The 15,549-nt window shown below is 41.4% G+C and carries 16 protein-coding genes; 10 read left to right on the forward strand and 6 right to left on the reverse strand.

Annotated features, from left to right (window positions below):
- The 4 genes from IWX76_RS14445 to IWX76_RS14460 are packed head-to-tail and all read left to right on the forward strand — an operon-like array spanning position 1 to position 5,045.
- Positions 1 to 1,119: a DUF3810 domain-containing protein gene (locus IWX76_RS14445; RefSeq protein ID WP_196860710.1), complete on the forward strand. Its 1,119-nt coding sequence runs from the start codon at positions 1 to 3 to the stop codon at positions 1,117 to 1,119.
- Positions 1,120 to 1,158: 39 nt separating this feature from the next.
- Positions 1,159 to 3,015, forward strand: coding sequence for a molecular chaperone DnaK (dnaK, locus tag IWX76_RS14450; RefSeq protein WP_196860711.1), 1,857 nt, complete (start codon positions 1,159 to 1,161; stop codon positions 3,013 to 3,015).
- 40 nt (positions 3,016 to 3,055) lie between these two features.
- Complete coding sequence (locus tag IWX76_RS14455; RefSeq protein WP_196860712.1) at positions 3,056 to 4,012, forward strand: zinc dependent phospholipase C family protein; 957 nt, start codon at positions 3,056 to 3,058, stop codon at positions 4,010 to 4,012.
- A 52-nt stretch (positions 4,013 to 4,064) separates the two neighbouring features.
- Positions 4,065 to 5,045, forward strand: a complete 981-nt coding sequence (locus IWX76_RS14460; protein ID WP_196860713.1) for a YpdA family putative bacillithiol disulfide reductase — start codon at positions 4,065 to 4,067, stop codon at positions 5,043 to 5,045.
- 36 nt (positions 5,046 to 5,081) lie between these two features.
- On the opposite strand, the gene IWX76_RS14465 is transcribed toward IWX76_RS14460, so the two are convergent.
- From IWX76_RS14465 to IWX76_RS14480, 4 genes are all read right to left on the reverse strand, one after another.
- Positions 5,082 to 5,741 (reverse strand): DedA family protein, encoded by a 660-nt coding sequence (locus IWX76_RS14465; protein ID WP_196860714.1) that lies wholly within the window; start codon positions 5,739 to 5,741, stop codon positions 5,082 to 5,084.
- A 76-nt stretch (positions 5,742 to 5,817) separates the two neighbouring features.
- A complete protein-coding gene (gene dnaN / locus IWX76_RS14470; RefSeq protein ID WP_196860715.1) occupies positions 5,818 to 6,942 on the reverse strand; it encodes a DNA polymerase III subunit beta in 1,125 nt (374 codons plus the stop codon).
- Positions 6,943 to 7,105: 163 nt separating this feature from the next.
- Positions 7,106 to 7,630 (reverse strand): outer membrane beta-barrel protein, encoded by a 525-nt coding sequence (locus tag IWX76_RS14475; protein WP_196860716.1) that lies wholly within the window; start codon positions 7,628 to 7,630, stop codon positions 7,106 to 7,108.
- A gap of 64 nt (positions 7,631 to 7,694) precedes the next feature.
- The gene (locus IWX76_RS14480) at positions 7,695 to 8,615 is read right to left on the reverse strand and encodes a glycerophosphodiester phosphodiesterase family protein (RefSeq protein WP_196860717.1); all 921 of its coding nucleotides are present in this window, start codon (positions 8,613 to 8,615) and stop codon (positions 7,695 to 7,697) included.
- A 50-nt stretch (positions 8,616 to 8,665) separates the two neighbouring features.
- Here IWX76_RS14480 and IWX76_RS14485 point away from each other — a divergent pair, with 50 nt between their 5' ends.
- From IWX76_RS14485 to IWX76_RS14500, 4 genes are all read left to right on the forward strand, one after another.
- Positions 8,666 to 10,147: a glycine--tRNA ligase gene (locus IWX76_RS14485; protein WP_196860718.1), complete on the forward strand. Its 1,482-nt coding sequence runs from the start codon at positions 8,666 to 8,668 to the stop codon at positions 10,145 to 10,147.
- 109 nt (positions 10,148 to 10,256) lie between these two features.
- Entirely contained in the window at positions 10,257 to 10,895 is a 639-nt protein-coding gene (locus tag IWX76_RS14490; RefSeq protein ID WP_196860719.1) for a DUF4142 domain-containing protein, read from the forward strand.
- A 46-nt stretch (positions 10,896 to 10,941) separates the two neighbouring features.
- Positions 10,942 to 11,658 (forward strand): CAP domain-containing protein, encoded by a 717-nt coding sequence (locus IWX76_RS14495; protein ID WP_334641986.1) that lies wholly within the window; start codon positions 10,942 to 10,944, stop codon positions 11,656 to 11,658.
- Between the two features lie 19 nt (positions 11,659 to 11,677).
- The gene (locus IWX76_RS14500; RefSeq protein WP_196860720.1) at positions 11,678 to 12,151 is read left to right on the forward strand and encodes a GtrA family protein; all 474 of its coding nucleotides are present in this window, start codon (positions 11,678 to 11,680) and stop codon (positions 12,149 to 12,151) included.
- Here the strand turns inward: IWX76_RS14500 and IWX76_RS14505 are convergent.
- On the reverse strand, positions 12,148 to 12,504 hold the full coding sequence (locus tag IWX76_RS14505) for a helix-turn-helix domain-containing protein (protein ID WP_196860721.1): 357 nt from the start codon (positions 12,502 to 12,504) through the stop codon (positions 12,148 to 12,150). The two genes, IWX76_RS14500 and IWX76_RS14505, sit on opposite strands and share 4 nt — an antisense overlap.
- Positions 12,488 to 12,808 carry a helix-turn-helix domain-containing protein gene (locus tag IWX76_RS14510; protein ID WP_196860722.1) on the reverse strand — a complete coding sequence of 107 codons (321 nt, stop codon included), beginning with the start codon at positions 12,806 to 12,808 and terminating at the stop codon, positions 12,488 to 12,490. The genes IWX76_RS14505 and IWX76_RS14510 overlap by 17 nt, the downstream gene beginning before the upstream one ends.
- A gap of 236 nt (positions 12,809 to 13,044) precedes the next feature.
- Here IWX76_RS14510 and IWX76_RS14515 point away from each other — a divergent pair, with 236 nt between their 5' ends.
- Entirely contained in the window at positions 13,045 to 14,832 is a 1,788-nt protein-coding gene (locus IWX76_RS14515; protein WP_196860723.1) for an aromatic amino acid hydroxylase, read from the forward strand.
- The gene (locus IWX76_RS14520; RefSeq protein WP_196860724.1) at positions 14,833 to 15,534 is read left to right on the forward strand and encodes an SDR family oxidoreductase; all 702 of its coding nucleotides are present in this window, start codon (positions 14,833 to 14,835) and stop codon (positions 15,532 to 15,534) included.
- Positions 15,535 to 15,549: the final 15 nt, after the last annotated feature.

Consider the following 15,549-nt stretch of genomic DNA (forward strand, 5'->3'; position numbering starts at 1 on the left):
ATGAAGCTGCAGTACAGGAAAGCCTGGCGACAATTGCTGGTGCTAAGCCTATTGGCTGGTATCATATTTTTGTGGGGACTAAGCGCTAGCCTCACAGAAAGCCTTTATGCCGACACGGTTTACCCTGTTATTTCCCTGTGTTTAAGAACTGTTAGTTCTTTGGCGCCATTTCCGCTGGGCGATGTGCTTTACCTGTTGCTGATTGCTTATGTGGTATACAGCCTATTTAGATTTGGCAGAAAATTGATTAAAAAGCAGGTTCATAAAACCGAAGCCTGGCTGGCAGCCATGCAGGTATTGCGATTTATATTGATCCTGTACATTGCTTTTAAACTACTGTGGGGACTAAACTACTCCCGCCCCTCCATTTCGCAGCAGCTTGGCATCAGCAACCATAGGTACAGTGACAAACAACTGGTCAGGCTGACGCAGTTAATCATTCAAAAGATCAACCACCTGGAAAAACTACGTTCGGCATTACCTGCTAAGGAGCGCAGCAGGTACAACATGGAAACTTTAGAAACTAAAGCTACAGCATCGTACAGTAATTTAAAACAGCAACAATCATTTTTTACATATCGCAGTCCGGCTGTAAAACCCGTCATCAACAGCTGGGTGATCACTAAAATTGGCTTGGAAGGCTATTATAACCCCTTATCTGGCGAAGCCAATGTAAACATGCTTTTGCCGGCGGTAGACCTGCCCTTTGTCACTGCACATGAAATTGCCCACCAGCTGGGAGTGGCGCGTGAAGATGAGGCTAATTTAGTGGGCTACCTGGTGGCTACCAACAGTAAAGACCTCAATTTTCAATATTCTGGGTATTATGCCATTTTAAGAAACCTATTGTTTGAGGTAAGGTTAATTGCCCCCGATGAGTATAAGTCGCTTTATGAGTCCATTAACCCCAGAACTATTGCAGATTATAAAAACGGTATTGCTTTCTGGAAGAAATACAACAACCAGATGTTTGGCTACATGAGTGCAACTTTGGATAGCTTTCTAAAAATAAACAACCAGCACAAAGGGATCGACAGCTATCAGGACATCGTGTTATGGGTATACAACATTCACGAAGGGGAATTAAAACAATATAAAGACAAAACATTACAGCCTTAACACAAAAATCCCTTAAAACATTCCTAAATTTGCCAGACTATGGCAAAAATATCCATCAACCTGGCTACAGGTTCTTTACAACAAGAAGAGATCATTGTTGGTATTGATTTAGGAACCACCAATAGTTTGGTTGCTTTTATCAATCCAGAGAAACACCCACAAGTGATCAACGACATGGGCAAAGGTCTGCTGGTACCGTCTGTAGTTCATTTTAACGAACATGGCGATGCCTTAGTTGGTAACGAAGCGAAGGAGTTTTTAACAACAGACCCTGAAAATACCATATTTTCTGTCAAAAGATTGCTTGGACGCTCTTATAAAGATGTAGCGGATCACCAGGACACTTTTTCATATAAGATTATTGATGACGATAATGATGCTTTGGTTAAAATAAAAGCAGGTAACCGCTTTTATACGCCCATTGAATTGTCGGCAGAAATATTAAAGGAACTGAAAGCGAGGGCAGAACATGCGTTGAAAACCGCCGTTAATCGCGCAGTCATTACGGTTCCGGCGTATTTTAATGATAGTCAGCGTCAGGCCACCCGCGATGCAGGAAAGCTTGCCGGACTAGATGTATTACGCATTGTTAACGAACCTACCGCAGCAAGTTTAGCTTATGGGATAGGCTTAGACCCTACGGAACATAAAACCATTGCGGTTTATGATTTAGGTGGCGGAACGTTTGACGTATCTATCCTGGCTATTCAAAACGGAATATTTGAAGTATTATCTACCAATGGCAATACCTTTTTAGGCGGTGATGATTTTGACCGTGCTATTGTTCATTACTGGATCGAACAGAACAAGTTAGAGGAGGCTGCTTTACAAGCTGACCCTGGTTTTATGCAGCAATTGCGTTTAAAAGCAGAGGAAGCTAAAAAAGCATTGTCTACACAAAATATATACAATGAAAAACTGGGCGAAATCTGGTGCAGCATTACCCGCATCACTTTTCAGGAGCTGATACAGGCAAAAGTGCAGGAAACACTTGATTCTTGTGCAAAAGCATTAAAAGATGCTAAACTAACCACAGCAGATATTGATGAGGTGGTTATGGTTGGGGGTTCTACCCGCACACCCTATGTGAAGCAACAGGTGACTGCCTTTTTTGGACGTGAGGCTCATGACCAGATTAATCCGGATGAAGTGGTTGCTTTAGGTGCCGCCATACAGGCTGATATTTTAGCCGGTAACCGCTCTGACATCCTGTTATTAGATGTTACCCCATTATCGCTGGGTATTGAAACCATGGGTGGTTTAATGGATGTGATTATTCCTAGAAACGCTAAAGTACCTACCAAAGCAGGACGCCAATACACCACTTCTATCGACGGACAGGTAAACATGAAAATCTCGGTTTTCCAGGGTGAACGTGATTTAGTGAAAGAAAACAGGAAACTTGCAGAATTTGACTTAAAAGGAATCCCGGCTATGCCAGCAGGTTTACCAAAAGTAGATATCAACTTTTTGCTAAATGCTGATGGGATTTTAACCGTTCAGGCGGTGGAATTACGTTCTGGCGTAAAACAGGAAATTGAAATTACACCTTCTTACGGTTTAACTGATGATGCAGTGGAGAAAATGTTAGTGGATAGTATTACCTATGCTAAAAGCGATGTGGAGCAACGTATGCTTATTGAAGCCAGAAGTGAAGGTGAACAATTGGTTTATACCGCAGAACGTTTTATTACTAAAAACGGTGAGGTGTTAACGGATGACGAAACATCGGATACCATTAACCATATTGATGCGCTAAAAACAGCATTGGAAAGTGGCGACAAAGATTTAATCCTTAAAAAGGCCGATGAACTGAATGAATTTACACGTCCTTTTGCGGAACGTTTGATGGATATGGCGGTTTCAAAAGCCATGCGCGGAAAAAGCATAGAATAAAAATGACCAACCTCCCTTAGGTTTTGCATAGCTTAAGTAAATGAAGCGCGTCTTTATTTACTTAAGCTTTTTTTTTCTGGTGATCAGCCTTTCTTCCTGGGGCTTTTATGCGCACATCCGCATTAACCGCCTTGCCGTTTTTACTCTACCAAATGGTCCGCTACGCTTTTTTAAAGCTAATATCGATTACCTTAGTGAACATGCGGTTGATCCCGACAAACGACGTTATGCCGATACAGCAGAAGCACCAAGGCATTACCTGGATGTAGACCTCTACGAGAAACACCCCGATAGCATTCCCCGCAAGTATGATGACGCCCTTAAGAAATATGGTTATAAAAAGCTGCAGGAAAATGGCATCCTGCCCTGGCAAATCCAGCGGAGTTATGCTATGCTGGTACAGGCTTTCAAGCAAAAAGATTCTGCCCGGATTTTAACACAGGCTACTACACTTGGGCACTACCTAGCTGATGCCCACGTGCCCCTGCATACCACCAGCAACCATAACGGTCAACTGACCAACCAACATGGCCTTCACGCCTTCTGGGAGAGCCGCCTGCCAGAACTTTACGCAGAACAATACAACTTGATGCCTGGATCTGCACCTTATATAGAAAACCCCTTAAATGAAGCCTGGAAAATTGTTACCCATACCCATTCGTTGGTCGATTCGGTATTGCGCTTAGAAGCACAACTGCATAGCACATTCCCGGCATCGCGCAAATACAGCTATACCAAAAGAAATAAGGTGCTGGTAAAACAATATGCAGAGGCCTATGCTAAAGCCTACCACCTGGCCATGAATAACATGGTGGAGAAACAAATGCGCTCAAGTATACGCAGCATAGGTGCCTTTTGGTATTCTGCCTGGATTGATGCCGGTCAGCCGGAGTTACGCCATTTTAAAAACAGCAAGGAGGCGAAGAAGGAATGGCAGCAAAGAAAAGCGGAAGATTTAAAGTTTAAGCAAGGTAAAATTATAGGTCGGGAGCCCTGAGTGGAAACAATCACCTACCTTAAACTTACAATTTTTTATAAATTAGCCTTTAATGGATGTTTTAGATGTATTAATTATTGGTGCAGGCCCCATTGGTTTGGCCTGTGGTATAGAAGCCAAAAAAGCTGGGTTGACTTATGTAATTGTGGAAAAGGGCTGCCTGGTCAATTCCCTGTACCATTACCCGCAAAACATGACCTTCTTCTCCACCTCCGAAAAACTGGAAATCGGAGGTGTACCTTTTGTGTCCATTAGCCCTAAACCTGGCCGGGCGGAGGCTTTGGAATACTACCGTCGGGTAACGCAGAAATTCGAACTGCAGGTAAAACTTTTTGAGACCGTAGAATCGGTTAAAAAGAACCAGCATTATTATGAGATCCAGACGTCAAAAAACCACTATCAATCACGGAATATTATTATTTCTTCCGGCTTTTACGACCTACCTAACACCATGGACATTCCGGGGGAAAGTTTAGCTAAAGTAGCTCATTATTATCAGGACCCACATTTTTACGCCATGCAACAGGTGCTGGTGGTTGGTGCAAGTAACTCATCTGTTGATGCTGCCCTGGAAACCTATAGAAAAGGAGCACAGGTAACCATGGTAGTCAGAGCTCCAGAAATCAGTCAGCGGGTTAAATATTGGGTACGGCCTGACATCATCAACCGGATAAAGGAAGGCAGTATCAAGGCTTATTTCAATTCTTCGCTGCTGGCCATCCGTCCTGATGAAGTAGATATACAAACCCCGGACGGCCTCGTAACCATAACAAACGATTTTGTTTTAGCCCTTACCGGTTACAAGCCTAACTTCAAATTGCTGCAGAACTTTGGCATTAAACTTTCGGACGATGCGAAGCGACTACCCGAGCATCATCCGGAGACGATGGAAACCAATGAGAAAGGCATTTACCTTGCCGGCGTAGTTTGTGGCGGTATGGATACACACCTGTGGTTTATTGAGAACTCCAGGGAACATGCGGTCAAGATCATCAACCACATTAAAACAAAACAGCCAATGATTAACGTATAATCCATTGGCTGCTTATTATTATTGATAAGAAATAGGTTATACTACCTCTTCTTTTTTCTTAGACATTTTAGATTTAACTGCTGCCCAAATGGCTGGCACAAACGTAACCACGGCAATCGTTATAATAACAATATCAAAATTGTTTTTCACAATAGGTATCTGTCCGATGAAGAATCCAGCCAATAATAAACTGGCAATCCAGGCTACCCCTCCAACAACATTAAAATATGTAAATCTACCAAAAGGCATTTTAGCTACACCGGCCACAAAGGGCGCAATGGTTCTAAAAATAGGCAGGAACCTACTGAAAATGATTGCTTTACCGCCATGTTTTTCAAAAAACTCATGCGACTGGTGATAATACTCCAGCTTGAGCACCTTGTTTTCGGGTTTAAACACCTTTATCCCCAGCACACTCCCCAGCTTATAATTGACGGTATTACCTAATATAGCGGCTATAATTAACAGGATCATCATCACCCAGATACTTAAACCTGTGTTACCACCGGCAATTAAAGTACCCATAGCAAAAAGCAGGGAATCGCCCGGTAAAAACGGGGTTACGACAAAACCTGTTTCGGCAAAAATAATCAGAAAAAGAATAAGATAAGTCCAGGTTTGATAGTCCCTGATGATAGCCTCCAGATGTTTATCAATATGGAGGATGAAGTCTACGAGCTGCGAGAAAAATTCCAATACATTTTTATTTAAGTCCCAAAATTAAAAATATCATGGCAATAACCATGACACATTAAAACGGGGAAATGTCATATTAATTATAATTATTTAACATTACAGGCATAACCAGCATTAACACATTCTCATTTTCATCGTTGGTCTGCGGAATCAATAAACCGGCGCGGTTAGGTGTAGATAGCTCTAATGTCACTTCCTCCCCACTTAGGTTACTTAACATCTCAATGAGAAACTTTGCGTTAAAACCAATTTCAAGGTCTTCACCTTCATACTGGCAGCTTAAACGCTCATGTGCTTCGTTCGCGAAATCTAAATCTTCAGAAGAGATATTCAACTCACTGCCATTGATTTTTAAACGAACCTGATGCGTAGTTTTATTAGCGAAGATGACAACCCTTCTTAAGGTATTTAAGAATAAAGCACGGTCAATGATTAATTTATTAGGGTTATTAGCAGGAATAACCGCCTCGTAATCTGGGTAACGCTCGTCAATTAAACGGCAAACCAGGTTAATGTTTTCAAATTTAAAAAAGGCACTGGTTGCATTATAGTCAACAGAAACAATAATATCTCCTGATGGTAATGCGGCCTTTAACAAGGTCAATGCTTTTTTAGGCAAAATAAATGACGTTGTTTTATCGGCTTTGCTGTCTGTACGTCTGTACCTCACCAGTTTATGAGCATCAGTAGCAACAAATGTAATATGCTGATCAGATAGCTGGCAATACACACCAGTCATTGCCGGGCGCAGCTCATCATTACTCACCGCAAAAATAGTTTTAGTAATGGCCTCACTCAACACTGATGCTGGCAGGTTTACTGAAGATGCATTTTCAACAACCGGAATTTTAGGAAAATCATCACCGTTTTCACCGCTTAACTTATACTTTCCATCACCAGCGCTAATTTCAATAGAGAAAGTGTTGTCATCTATATTAAAGGAAATCGGCTGATCAGGAAGGGTTTTTAAGGTATCTAATAAGATCCTGGCAGGCACGGCTACTTTACCCGATTCTTTAGATTCAACAGGTAAAGAAGTGGTCATACTGGTCTGCAAATCAGTTGCAGAGATCGTCAGGTTGCCTTCTTTAATCTCGAAAAGGAAGTTTTCCAATATCGGCAAAACAGTACTGCTGCTGGAAGCGCCATTAACCGTTTGTAAATGTTTTAATAATGTAGAAGTGGAAACTATAAATCTCATAATATGATGATCTCGAATTTAAAAATTGTCGGTTCTCAAAAATATAAAAATTACCTTGTATAAGCACGATTAGTAAAAATATGTGCAAAAATAAGATAGAAGGCATAAAAAAAGAGTGCCCGGAAAATCCGGACACTCTTTTTTTAAAAATATGGAGTCAGGCTTACAAACCGAAGTTGAAAGCAGCCCTGATACCAATAAATGAATTGGTATGGCTATCTCTCGACCAGCCTTCATAACGAACACCTAGATCAATCGCTGCTTTATCAGCAACTGGAAATTCTACACCGATACCTGGCGCGTAGGCAAAAGAAGTACCACCGTTATCTTCTGTAGAGAAAGCAGCACCTAATTCAGCACCACCATAAAAGTTCTCCGCGAAGAAATACCTGATACCCGCTTTCACTGGAATAGCTGCTGAACTTATTCTAACACCTAATACTTCTTCCGTGCTAAAGTTAATGTATCCTGCACTAGCTGTAAAGTTTAAGTTGCTTGCTAATGGCTGTTGATAAACCAATGAACCACCAACACCTAAATTATAAAAATCACCAAAGTCACCTACTGGTAAACCAAATTCAACACCAACACCTAATTTGGGACCATTCATGGCCGGATCTTTTTGTGCGGATACGTTGGTAAAGGCAAAAATGCCTGCAATTGCTGTAAGTAGAAATAATTTTTTCATAACCAAATATTTAAATTAATGGGCAATTTCGCCACTAAGCTCCCTCAATCAAAAATTTAGCCAATTAGTTAGAAACACGCAAAAATCTTGTTTTAAGGCCCTTTTCCTGACGATACTCCGTTAATTCTTTTCCGGCACCAATAATGTCGTCAGTAGAAAGCACCGCAGCACCATCTTCAACTAAACGATAGAAAACTCTTCGAGAAGGGTTTGCTGCTGCACTGCGGTCTAAGTTACCCATGGTGCCTAATATTGGGGTAATGCCTTTACTGGCTAAAAACTCATAAACTGTTTTTTCTGGTGCCGAAACGCCCACAAAAGCTACAATCCTGTTGGTGGGCACGCCCATTTGGTTTAAACGCTCCAGGTCTTCTTTCCCCTTTACCGTAGCAGAAATCATCAGGTCAGGTGCCAAACGATGAAAGGCTGCTGCCTGCCCCGCATTATAAGTAATAATAATGGAACGGTTTTCGGCCTTTGTTTTGCGTACGGCCTCAATTACTTTTTCATAGGGCACGCCTCTTTTAATATCTACGGTAAAAAGCACTTTACCCTTCCCCCATTGCAACACTTCAGTTAGCGTTGGAATTTTAAATGTAGTTACCTTTCCATCGTCATCCTTTAATGTTAAAGCCTGCAGTTCTGCATAAGTGTAATCGCCAATTGGCCCAGTACCCGTAGTGGTGCGGTCTAATTTATCATCATGCATAATCACCAATACCGAATCCTTACTCAGGGCTACATCAAATTCAATAATCACCGGCTGGTAACGGGTGGCATTTTCAAAAGTTTCGATGGCATTTTCTGGAAATCCTTTCATAGGGCCTCCACGGTGGGCACTTAACAAAGGAAAGTTCGTTTTTCTGGTGTCTAAGAATTCCTGTAATTCAGTGGTATTCTTGAAAGACAAATGATGTTTTTGTTGTGCTGTGCAAGATAATGTGAATGCACACAGCAACACTAAAAGCAGGTTGAATCGTTTCATGGCCAAAAATAACAATAAAATTATGCTCAACTTGTTATATTTGCGATACTATGGCCAAAAATAACAACGACGAACAATTCAAAAATGTAATATCCCATGCTAAAGAATACGGATTTGTATTTCAAAGCAGTGAAATTTATGATGGACTAAGTGCCGTATATGATTATGGGCAATTAGGTGCCGAACTTAAAAACAACCTTAAAACATACTGGTGGAAGGCCATGGTACAAATGCATGAAAATATTGTAGGCATTGATTCTGCAATTTTTATGCATCCAAAGGTATGGAAAGCTTCAGGTCACGTGGATGGTTTTAACGATCCGATGATCGATAACAAAGATTCCAACAAACGCTACCGTGCCGATCAGTTAATTGAAGATAAAATTACACGTTACGAAAAAGACGGTAAGACAGATAAAGCAGCAACCCTGCAAACCGAAATGGATGAGGCATTAAAAGCCGAAGACCTGCCGCGTTTAAAAGCCATTATTGAGGAGTATGATATTGTATGCCCCGTAAGTGGCACAAAAAACTGGACCGATGTCCGTCAGTTTAACCTGATGTTCAGCACCCAGTTTGGCGCCATGGCCGAAGGTTCTGATGAAGTATACCTTCGTCCGGAAACGGCACAGGGTATCTTTGTAAACTTCCTTAACGTGCAGAAATCTGGTAGAATGAAGATCCCTTTTGGAATTGCCCAAATTGGTAAAGCCTTCAGAAACGAAGTGATTGCCCGCCAGTTCATCATGCGCATGCGTGAATTTGAACAAATGGAAATGCAATTCTTTGTTCGCCCGGGCGAAGACCAGAAATGGTTTGCCTACTGGAAAGAAGCGCGCCTGAAATGGCACAAAGCACTTGGTACTTCTGCAGATAAGTACCGTTTCCATGACCATGTAAAATTAGCGCATTACGCGAATGCAGCAACCGACATTGAATTTGAATTCCCTTTTGGTTTCAAAGAAGTAGAAGGTATCCACAGCCGTACAGATTTTGATTTAAGTCAGCACCAGGAATTTTCTGGTAAAAAGATGCAATATTTCGATAACGACTTGAATGAGGATGGTAAACCTTACGGTAACTATATTCCTTACGTGATTGAAACCTCCATCGGTTTAGACCGCATGTTCTTGTTAACCTTAATTAATGCTTTTGAAGAGCAGGACTTAAGCGATGGCGATAAAAAAGACAGCAGAACCTTATTACGCCTGCACCCTGCACTTGCGCCAATAAAAGCGGCTATTTTACCGCTGACCAAAAAAGATGGCCTGCCAGATAAAGCAAAGGAAATTATGGAAAGTCTGAAATACGACTTTAACGTGGCTTACGAAGAAAAAGATTCTATAGGAAAGCGTTACCGCCGCCATGACGCCATTGGTACACCATTCTGTATCACAGTTGATCACCAGACTTTAGAAGATGATACCGTGACCATTCGCCACCGCGACACCATGGAGCAACAACGTATCGAAATCAAGGAACTTGATTCTTTAATCACCAGCAAAGTGAGCTGGAAAAACTTACTTAAATAAAACAAAAAGGGCCGGTTCTACAACCGGCCCTTTTTGTTTCAAAAAACCATTTCTTGCTTTCGGTGTTTAAACTCTACAAAATAATATTACACCAGTTTAAACGACACCTATGAAAACGACCAGCCTTTTTACCTTGCTACTTGCTGCTTCAATCGGCATTTCGGCATGTAACTCGTCAGAACAAACTAACTCAGATACAACCATGGCGGGTGATTCTACTTTAGACACCATTTCTAAAGGCAGCCAGACTGACCTAAGTGAAGATGAAAATAAGTTTATCCAGCAAGCCGCTGCTGGGGGTATGTTAGAAGTAGAACTTGCTAACCAGGCCCTGCAAAAATCAAAAAATCCTAAAGTAAAAGCCTTTGCCCAAATGATGGTTACAGACCATTCTAATGCCAACCTGGAACTTCAAAAAGTGGCAGAGAACAAAGGATTGCAATTGCCAAAGACTTTTCCGGCCGAACAACAGAAACATTTAGACATGATGAAAGAGTTTGCCGACCGTGGTTTCGACAGACAATACATGGAAATGATGGAAAGTGAACATGTGGCAACTTTGGCGCTTTTCAGAAAGGCCGCTCAATATGGAGACATAGACATCAAGAACTTTGCGGCTAAAACCATCCCCGTATTAGAAAAACACCACAAGGAAGCTACTGTCTTAAATGAGGAAATACAAAATCAAAAAGTAAACAATGGCGATGACAATGCCAACGTGGAAAGAGACGCCAAAAAAACTAATTAGGCCCTCCCTTTATACCGGAAGAGGAAAACTGTACGTTAATCATTACATGAAATTGAATTACGCTTTTTTCCTCTTCCTTTCTTTCCTCACCTTAACTAGCTCAGCCAGCTCTATAAACACCACCAACAGCACTCCCGCCAGGGAAAGCTGGAGCAGCAAAGAGCTAGATTTAGCCAATACTGCCAAACACATCGACTACCTTAGCAAAGAAGAAAAAAATATCATCTTTTACATGAACCTCATGCGCATGGATGGAACTAAGTTTTTTAATACTTATTTTCAGGACTTTGTGAGGGACCATAATAAACGGATGCAACAATACAGTAATTACAAGGATCTAAAAATAAACACCTACGACAGCTATTACCGTGGTTTGAAGGAAGACCTTAAAAAAGTAAAAAACTTTGAACTTTACTACCCCGACGAAACCTTAACCTTTTTGGCCCTAAGCCATGGCAAAGACATGAACCGCCGTAACCTTGCCGATCATAAATCTTCTGATGGACGGTCCATGCCTGACCGCTTATCGAAATATTTCCCCAACCATGCGATGGCGGAGAACCTAGCCTTTGGTTTTGCAAAAGGCCTGGATAATGTATGTATGTTACTGTTAGATAAGGGCGTTCCAGACTTAGGTCATCGAAAAAACATGCTTAATACCAGTTATGGCTTAAACACGGTAGGTGTAAGTATACAACCTCACCCTACCTATACTTATTCCGCTACCATAGATTTTGTTGGTATTCCAAAAACTAAAAATTAACTTCGCGGAAAGTATAACTATGCGTAAGGCTATTTTAAAAATTATTGATTTCTTTTATCCACCATTTTCACGGTGGCTTTCTTTGCATACGTTTAGGTACATTGCTTCTGGTGGCGCTACAGCTGCTACAGGTATTGTTGTTTATTTCATTGCCTACAATTTTATCTTGCAGCAGGAACATGTGAAAGTGGGATCAATACTGATTACTGCCCCAATAGCTGCATTGGCCATTGAGTCTTTCATTACCTTCGTCATTGGTTTTATGCTTAACAAATACCTGGTATTTACAAGCTCCAACTTAAAAGGAAGAATCCAGTTGTTTCGCTACGGCTCCGTGGTACTTAGCAATGTATTGCTGAACTATGCTTTTTTAAAGGTGCTTATTGAAGCTTTCGGCTTTTACCCCACTATTGCTAAAGTAATTACTACAGCCATACTAGCCATTTTCAGTTACTTCTCTCAAAAACACTTTTCTTTTAAAGTCAAAGTTTAAGCAGTCCTCCGCTGTTTATCTATTTTCAGTTCCAATTCAGCCACACGCTTCCGGATCAGGGTGAGCCACTGGGTAGCAATCTCTAATTCTTTGAGTGTAAACTCAATCATTTCGTTAGAATCTAAATTCTTTGGATTACCATAATCGATCACCAGACTCTTACGCAACTGGTAGAGTTCCGCTAACAAACACAATTGCTGCAGGTTGAGTTCGCGTGTGCCGCGCTCTAATTTATTATATTCTTTTTCTTTTAGCCCTAATAAAAAGGCAACTTTTTCTACGTCATAACCTCGTTCTTCTCTTAAGCGCCTAAGGCTGGACGCGATTTTTACACTGTTACTTAAGTTTTTCATATAAGTCTATTAATTTACTTTGCTCTGCAATGATCAGTTGATTAACCCGTTCCAACCTATCTTGGGTTAAATTGTATTGCTCTTCCAGAAAATCCATTTCAGGATCTACATTGTCCAATAAAGCATCACTTTTAACCTCCAGGGCAGCTGCAATCTGGTTGAGCCTCGAGAGACTAATCAAATAAATACCTTTCTCCATTTTGGTGTAAGTAGAGGTGTTTACACCTAATGCCCCTGCCATTTTGCCTCTGCTGAGCCCTCGTTTTATTCTTAAACCGGAAATTTTTGAAAGTATCTTTCTCATGGTTACACAGTGTTTTTTGCTTGTTAGTTTTTTAAATACCAATCAAAATAATGATAAACCAAAGTATATATTTTATTTGAAAAAAGAAAATAATTAATATTTTGCAATAATAAACTTCCGAATAACATAAATCCTTTGTAACTCACGGGTAACGAAGATTTTCTTGATTTACCCCTTCAATTATTTGCTTAACTTTAGCAGACCAGGTATATTGCCGGGATATAAATGGTAAGACCATGAGTGATTTTAATAACTTTAACAATCCGCAGGTAGCAAATTTGCCCAGACACCTCAGGCAGTTTATTGTAGACCAACACTACGAAAAATACACACCTGTAGACCAGGCAGTGTGGCGTTATGTAATGCGCCAAAACTACAGTTACTTACGTCAGGTTGCCTACTACCCTTACATCAAAGGTTTGCAGCGTGCCGGCCTCAGCATTGAAAGAATCCCTGATTTGCAAACCATGAATGATAACCTCGGCAAGCTGGGCTGGGGTGCCGTTACTGTGGATGGTTTCATTCCACCTGCCGCCTTCATGGAATACCAGGCCTACCGGGTATTGGTTATTGCAGCTGATATCCGCCAGCTTAATCATATTGAGTATACCCCGGCACCTGATATCATTCATGAATCTGCCGGACATGCACCCATTATTGCAGACAGAGATTACAATAACTACCTTAGCTATATTGGCTCCATAGGCGCTAAAGCCATGTTTTCTGCCGCTGATTTCGAACTCTATGAAGCTATCCGGCACCTTTCTATTTTAAAAGAATCTGTTAACATTGACGAAATCGAAATTGAACGCGCAGAAAAAAGTCTCCAACAGATTTCCGATCAGCTGGGCGAACCATCTGAAATGGCACTGTTAAGTCGCCTGCATTGGTGGACCGTAGAGTACGGCTTGATCGGCACCCTGGAAGATCCTAAAATTTATGGCGCCGGACTGCTTTCTTCCATCGGCGAAAGTGCCAGTTTTAAAGATAAAAGTGTAGAAAAGTTGTGGTATACCATCGACACCATCAACTATACTTACGACATCACCAAACAACAACCGCAGCTCTTTGTAACGCCTACATTTCAGAACCTTATCGATGTATTGGAGCAGTTCGCTGATACCATGGCGTATAGACGTGGCGGTGCCGAAAGTATTGACAAAGCCATTTCCTGCAAAAACCCTGCAACCGCGGTATACAGCTCTGGTTTACAAGTAAGCGGGGTTTTTACCAACAGGCAACTTGATGCCGCAGGTGAACTGAGCTACCTAAAAACTACAGGCGCAACAGCTTTAGCGGTTGCTGGAAAACAACTGGAAGGGCATGGGAAATCCTACCATGCAGATGGCTTCTCCTCGCCGGTTGGCAAATTAAAAGACTTTGATAAACCGCTGGAGACCTTAAGTTTACTGGAACTGGTTGCCCTGGGCATATTAAAAGGGCAACAGGCCAACTTGACCTTTCATAGTGGAATTACCGTGAATGGCGAAGTAAAGGATATTTTACGCCACGAGGATAAAAACATCTTGATTATTTTTGAAAATTGTACCGTAACGGATACCTCCGAAACAATACTGTTCCAACCGGAATGGGGAACCTTTGATATGGCTATCGGCGAAAAGATCATATCGGTATTTAATGGTGCCGCCGATAAAGATGCTTTTGAGGAAATAACACCCATGAGCGCTAAACCTACAGTTAAGGTTGTTTATAATGATGCTACACAAACCCTACACCAACTTTATGCAAAAGTACGCATGATCAGGGAAGAAGAACTTGAAGCAGACGAATTACCTGCTATCTTTGCCACGCTTAAAACACAGTACCCTGCCGACTGGCTTGCGCCTCTGGAAATTTTGGAGATTACTTTTCATAAACAGCTGTTTCCACAATTGGAAGCCGAAATACGCGTTTATTTAAGCGATAAGATGGAACAGGATCCCTCGCACCAAAAACTAATAAAAGATGGTTTACATGTTATTGCGAACCCGGTTACACAATTGATTACAGAAGAAGAACAATAAATGAATATTATACTTACCGGTGCCAGCAGTGGCGTAGGCTTTGAAGCCGCTCTAGAATTTGCCTTGAAAAACGACAATAAAATTGTTTGTATTGCACGGTCCGCAGATAAATTAAGGAAGCTTTTAGAAATTGCCAAAGGCATAAATCCTGATTGCACCTTATTACCCGTAGAATTCGATATCGTTAATGATGATTATGCCGCCCTTACGCCTTTTATACAACAGCGTTTAGGCCATGTGGATATTCTGATTAACAACGCCGGCATTCTCCTAAATAAACCTTTTACGGAAACCAGTCCACAAGAATTTGGAGAACTGTTGCAAACTAATGTCATCGGTCACTTTAACATGATCCAACACATATTACCTTTTATGGGTAGTGGTTCACATATTGTTAATATCGGCAGCATGGGTGGTTTCCAGGGCAGCGTTAAATTCCCGGGTTTAGCAGCTTACTCTGCCAGCAAAGGGGCCTTGCATACCTTAACTGAATGCCTTGCTTTTGAACTGGCCGACCGCGGCATTAAGGTCAACTGCCTTGCTTTAGGTTCGGCACAAACCGAGATGCTCGAACAGGCTTTTCCTGGTTACCAATCGCCGGTCATGGCTTTTGAAATGGGCAAGTACATAGCCGACTTTGCCAGTAGCGGACAGAAATATTTTAACGGAAAAATCATCCCTGTGGCCGTTACAACGCCATAACGCATTTTTTCGTTT

Source organism: Pedobacter sp. CAN_A7, from assembly GCF_015752175.1.
GTDB lineage: Bacteria > Bacteroidota > Bacteroidia > Sphingobacteriales > Sphingobacteriaceae > Pedobacter.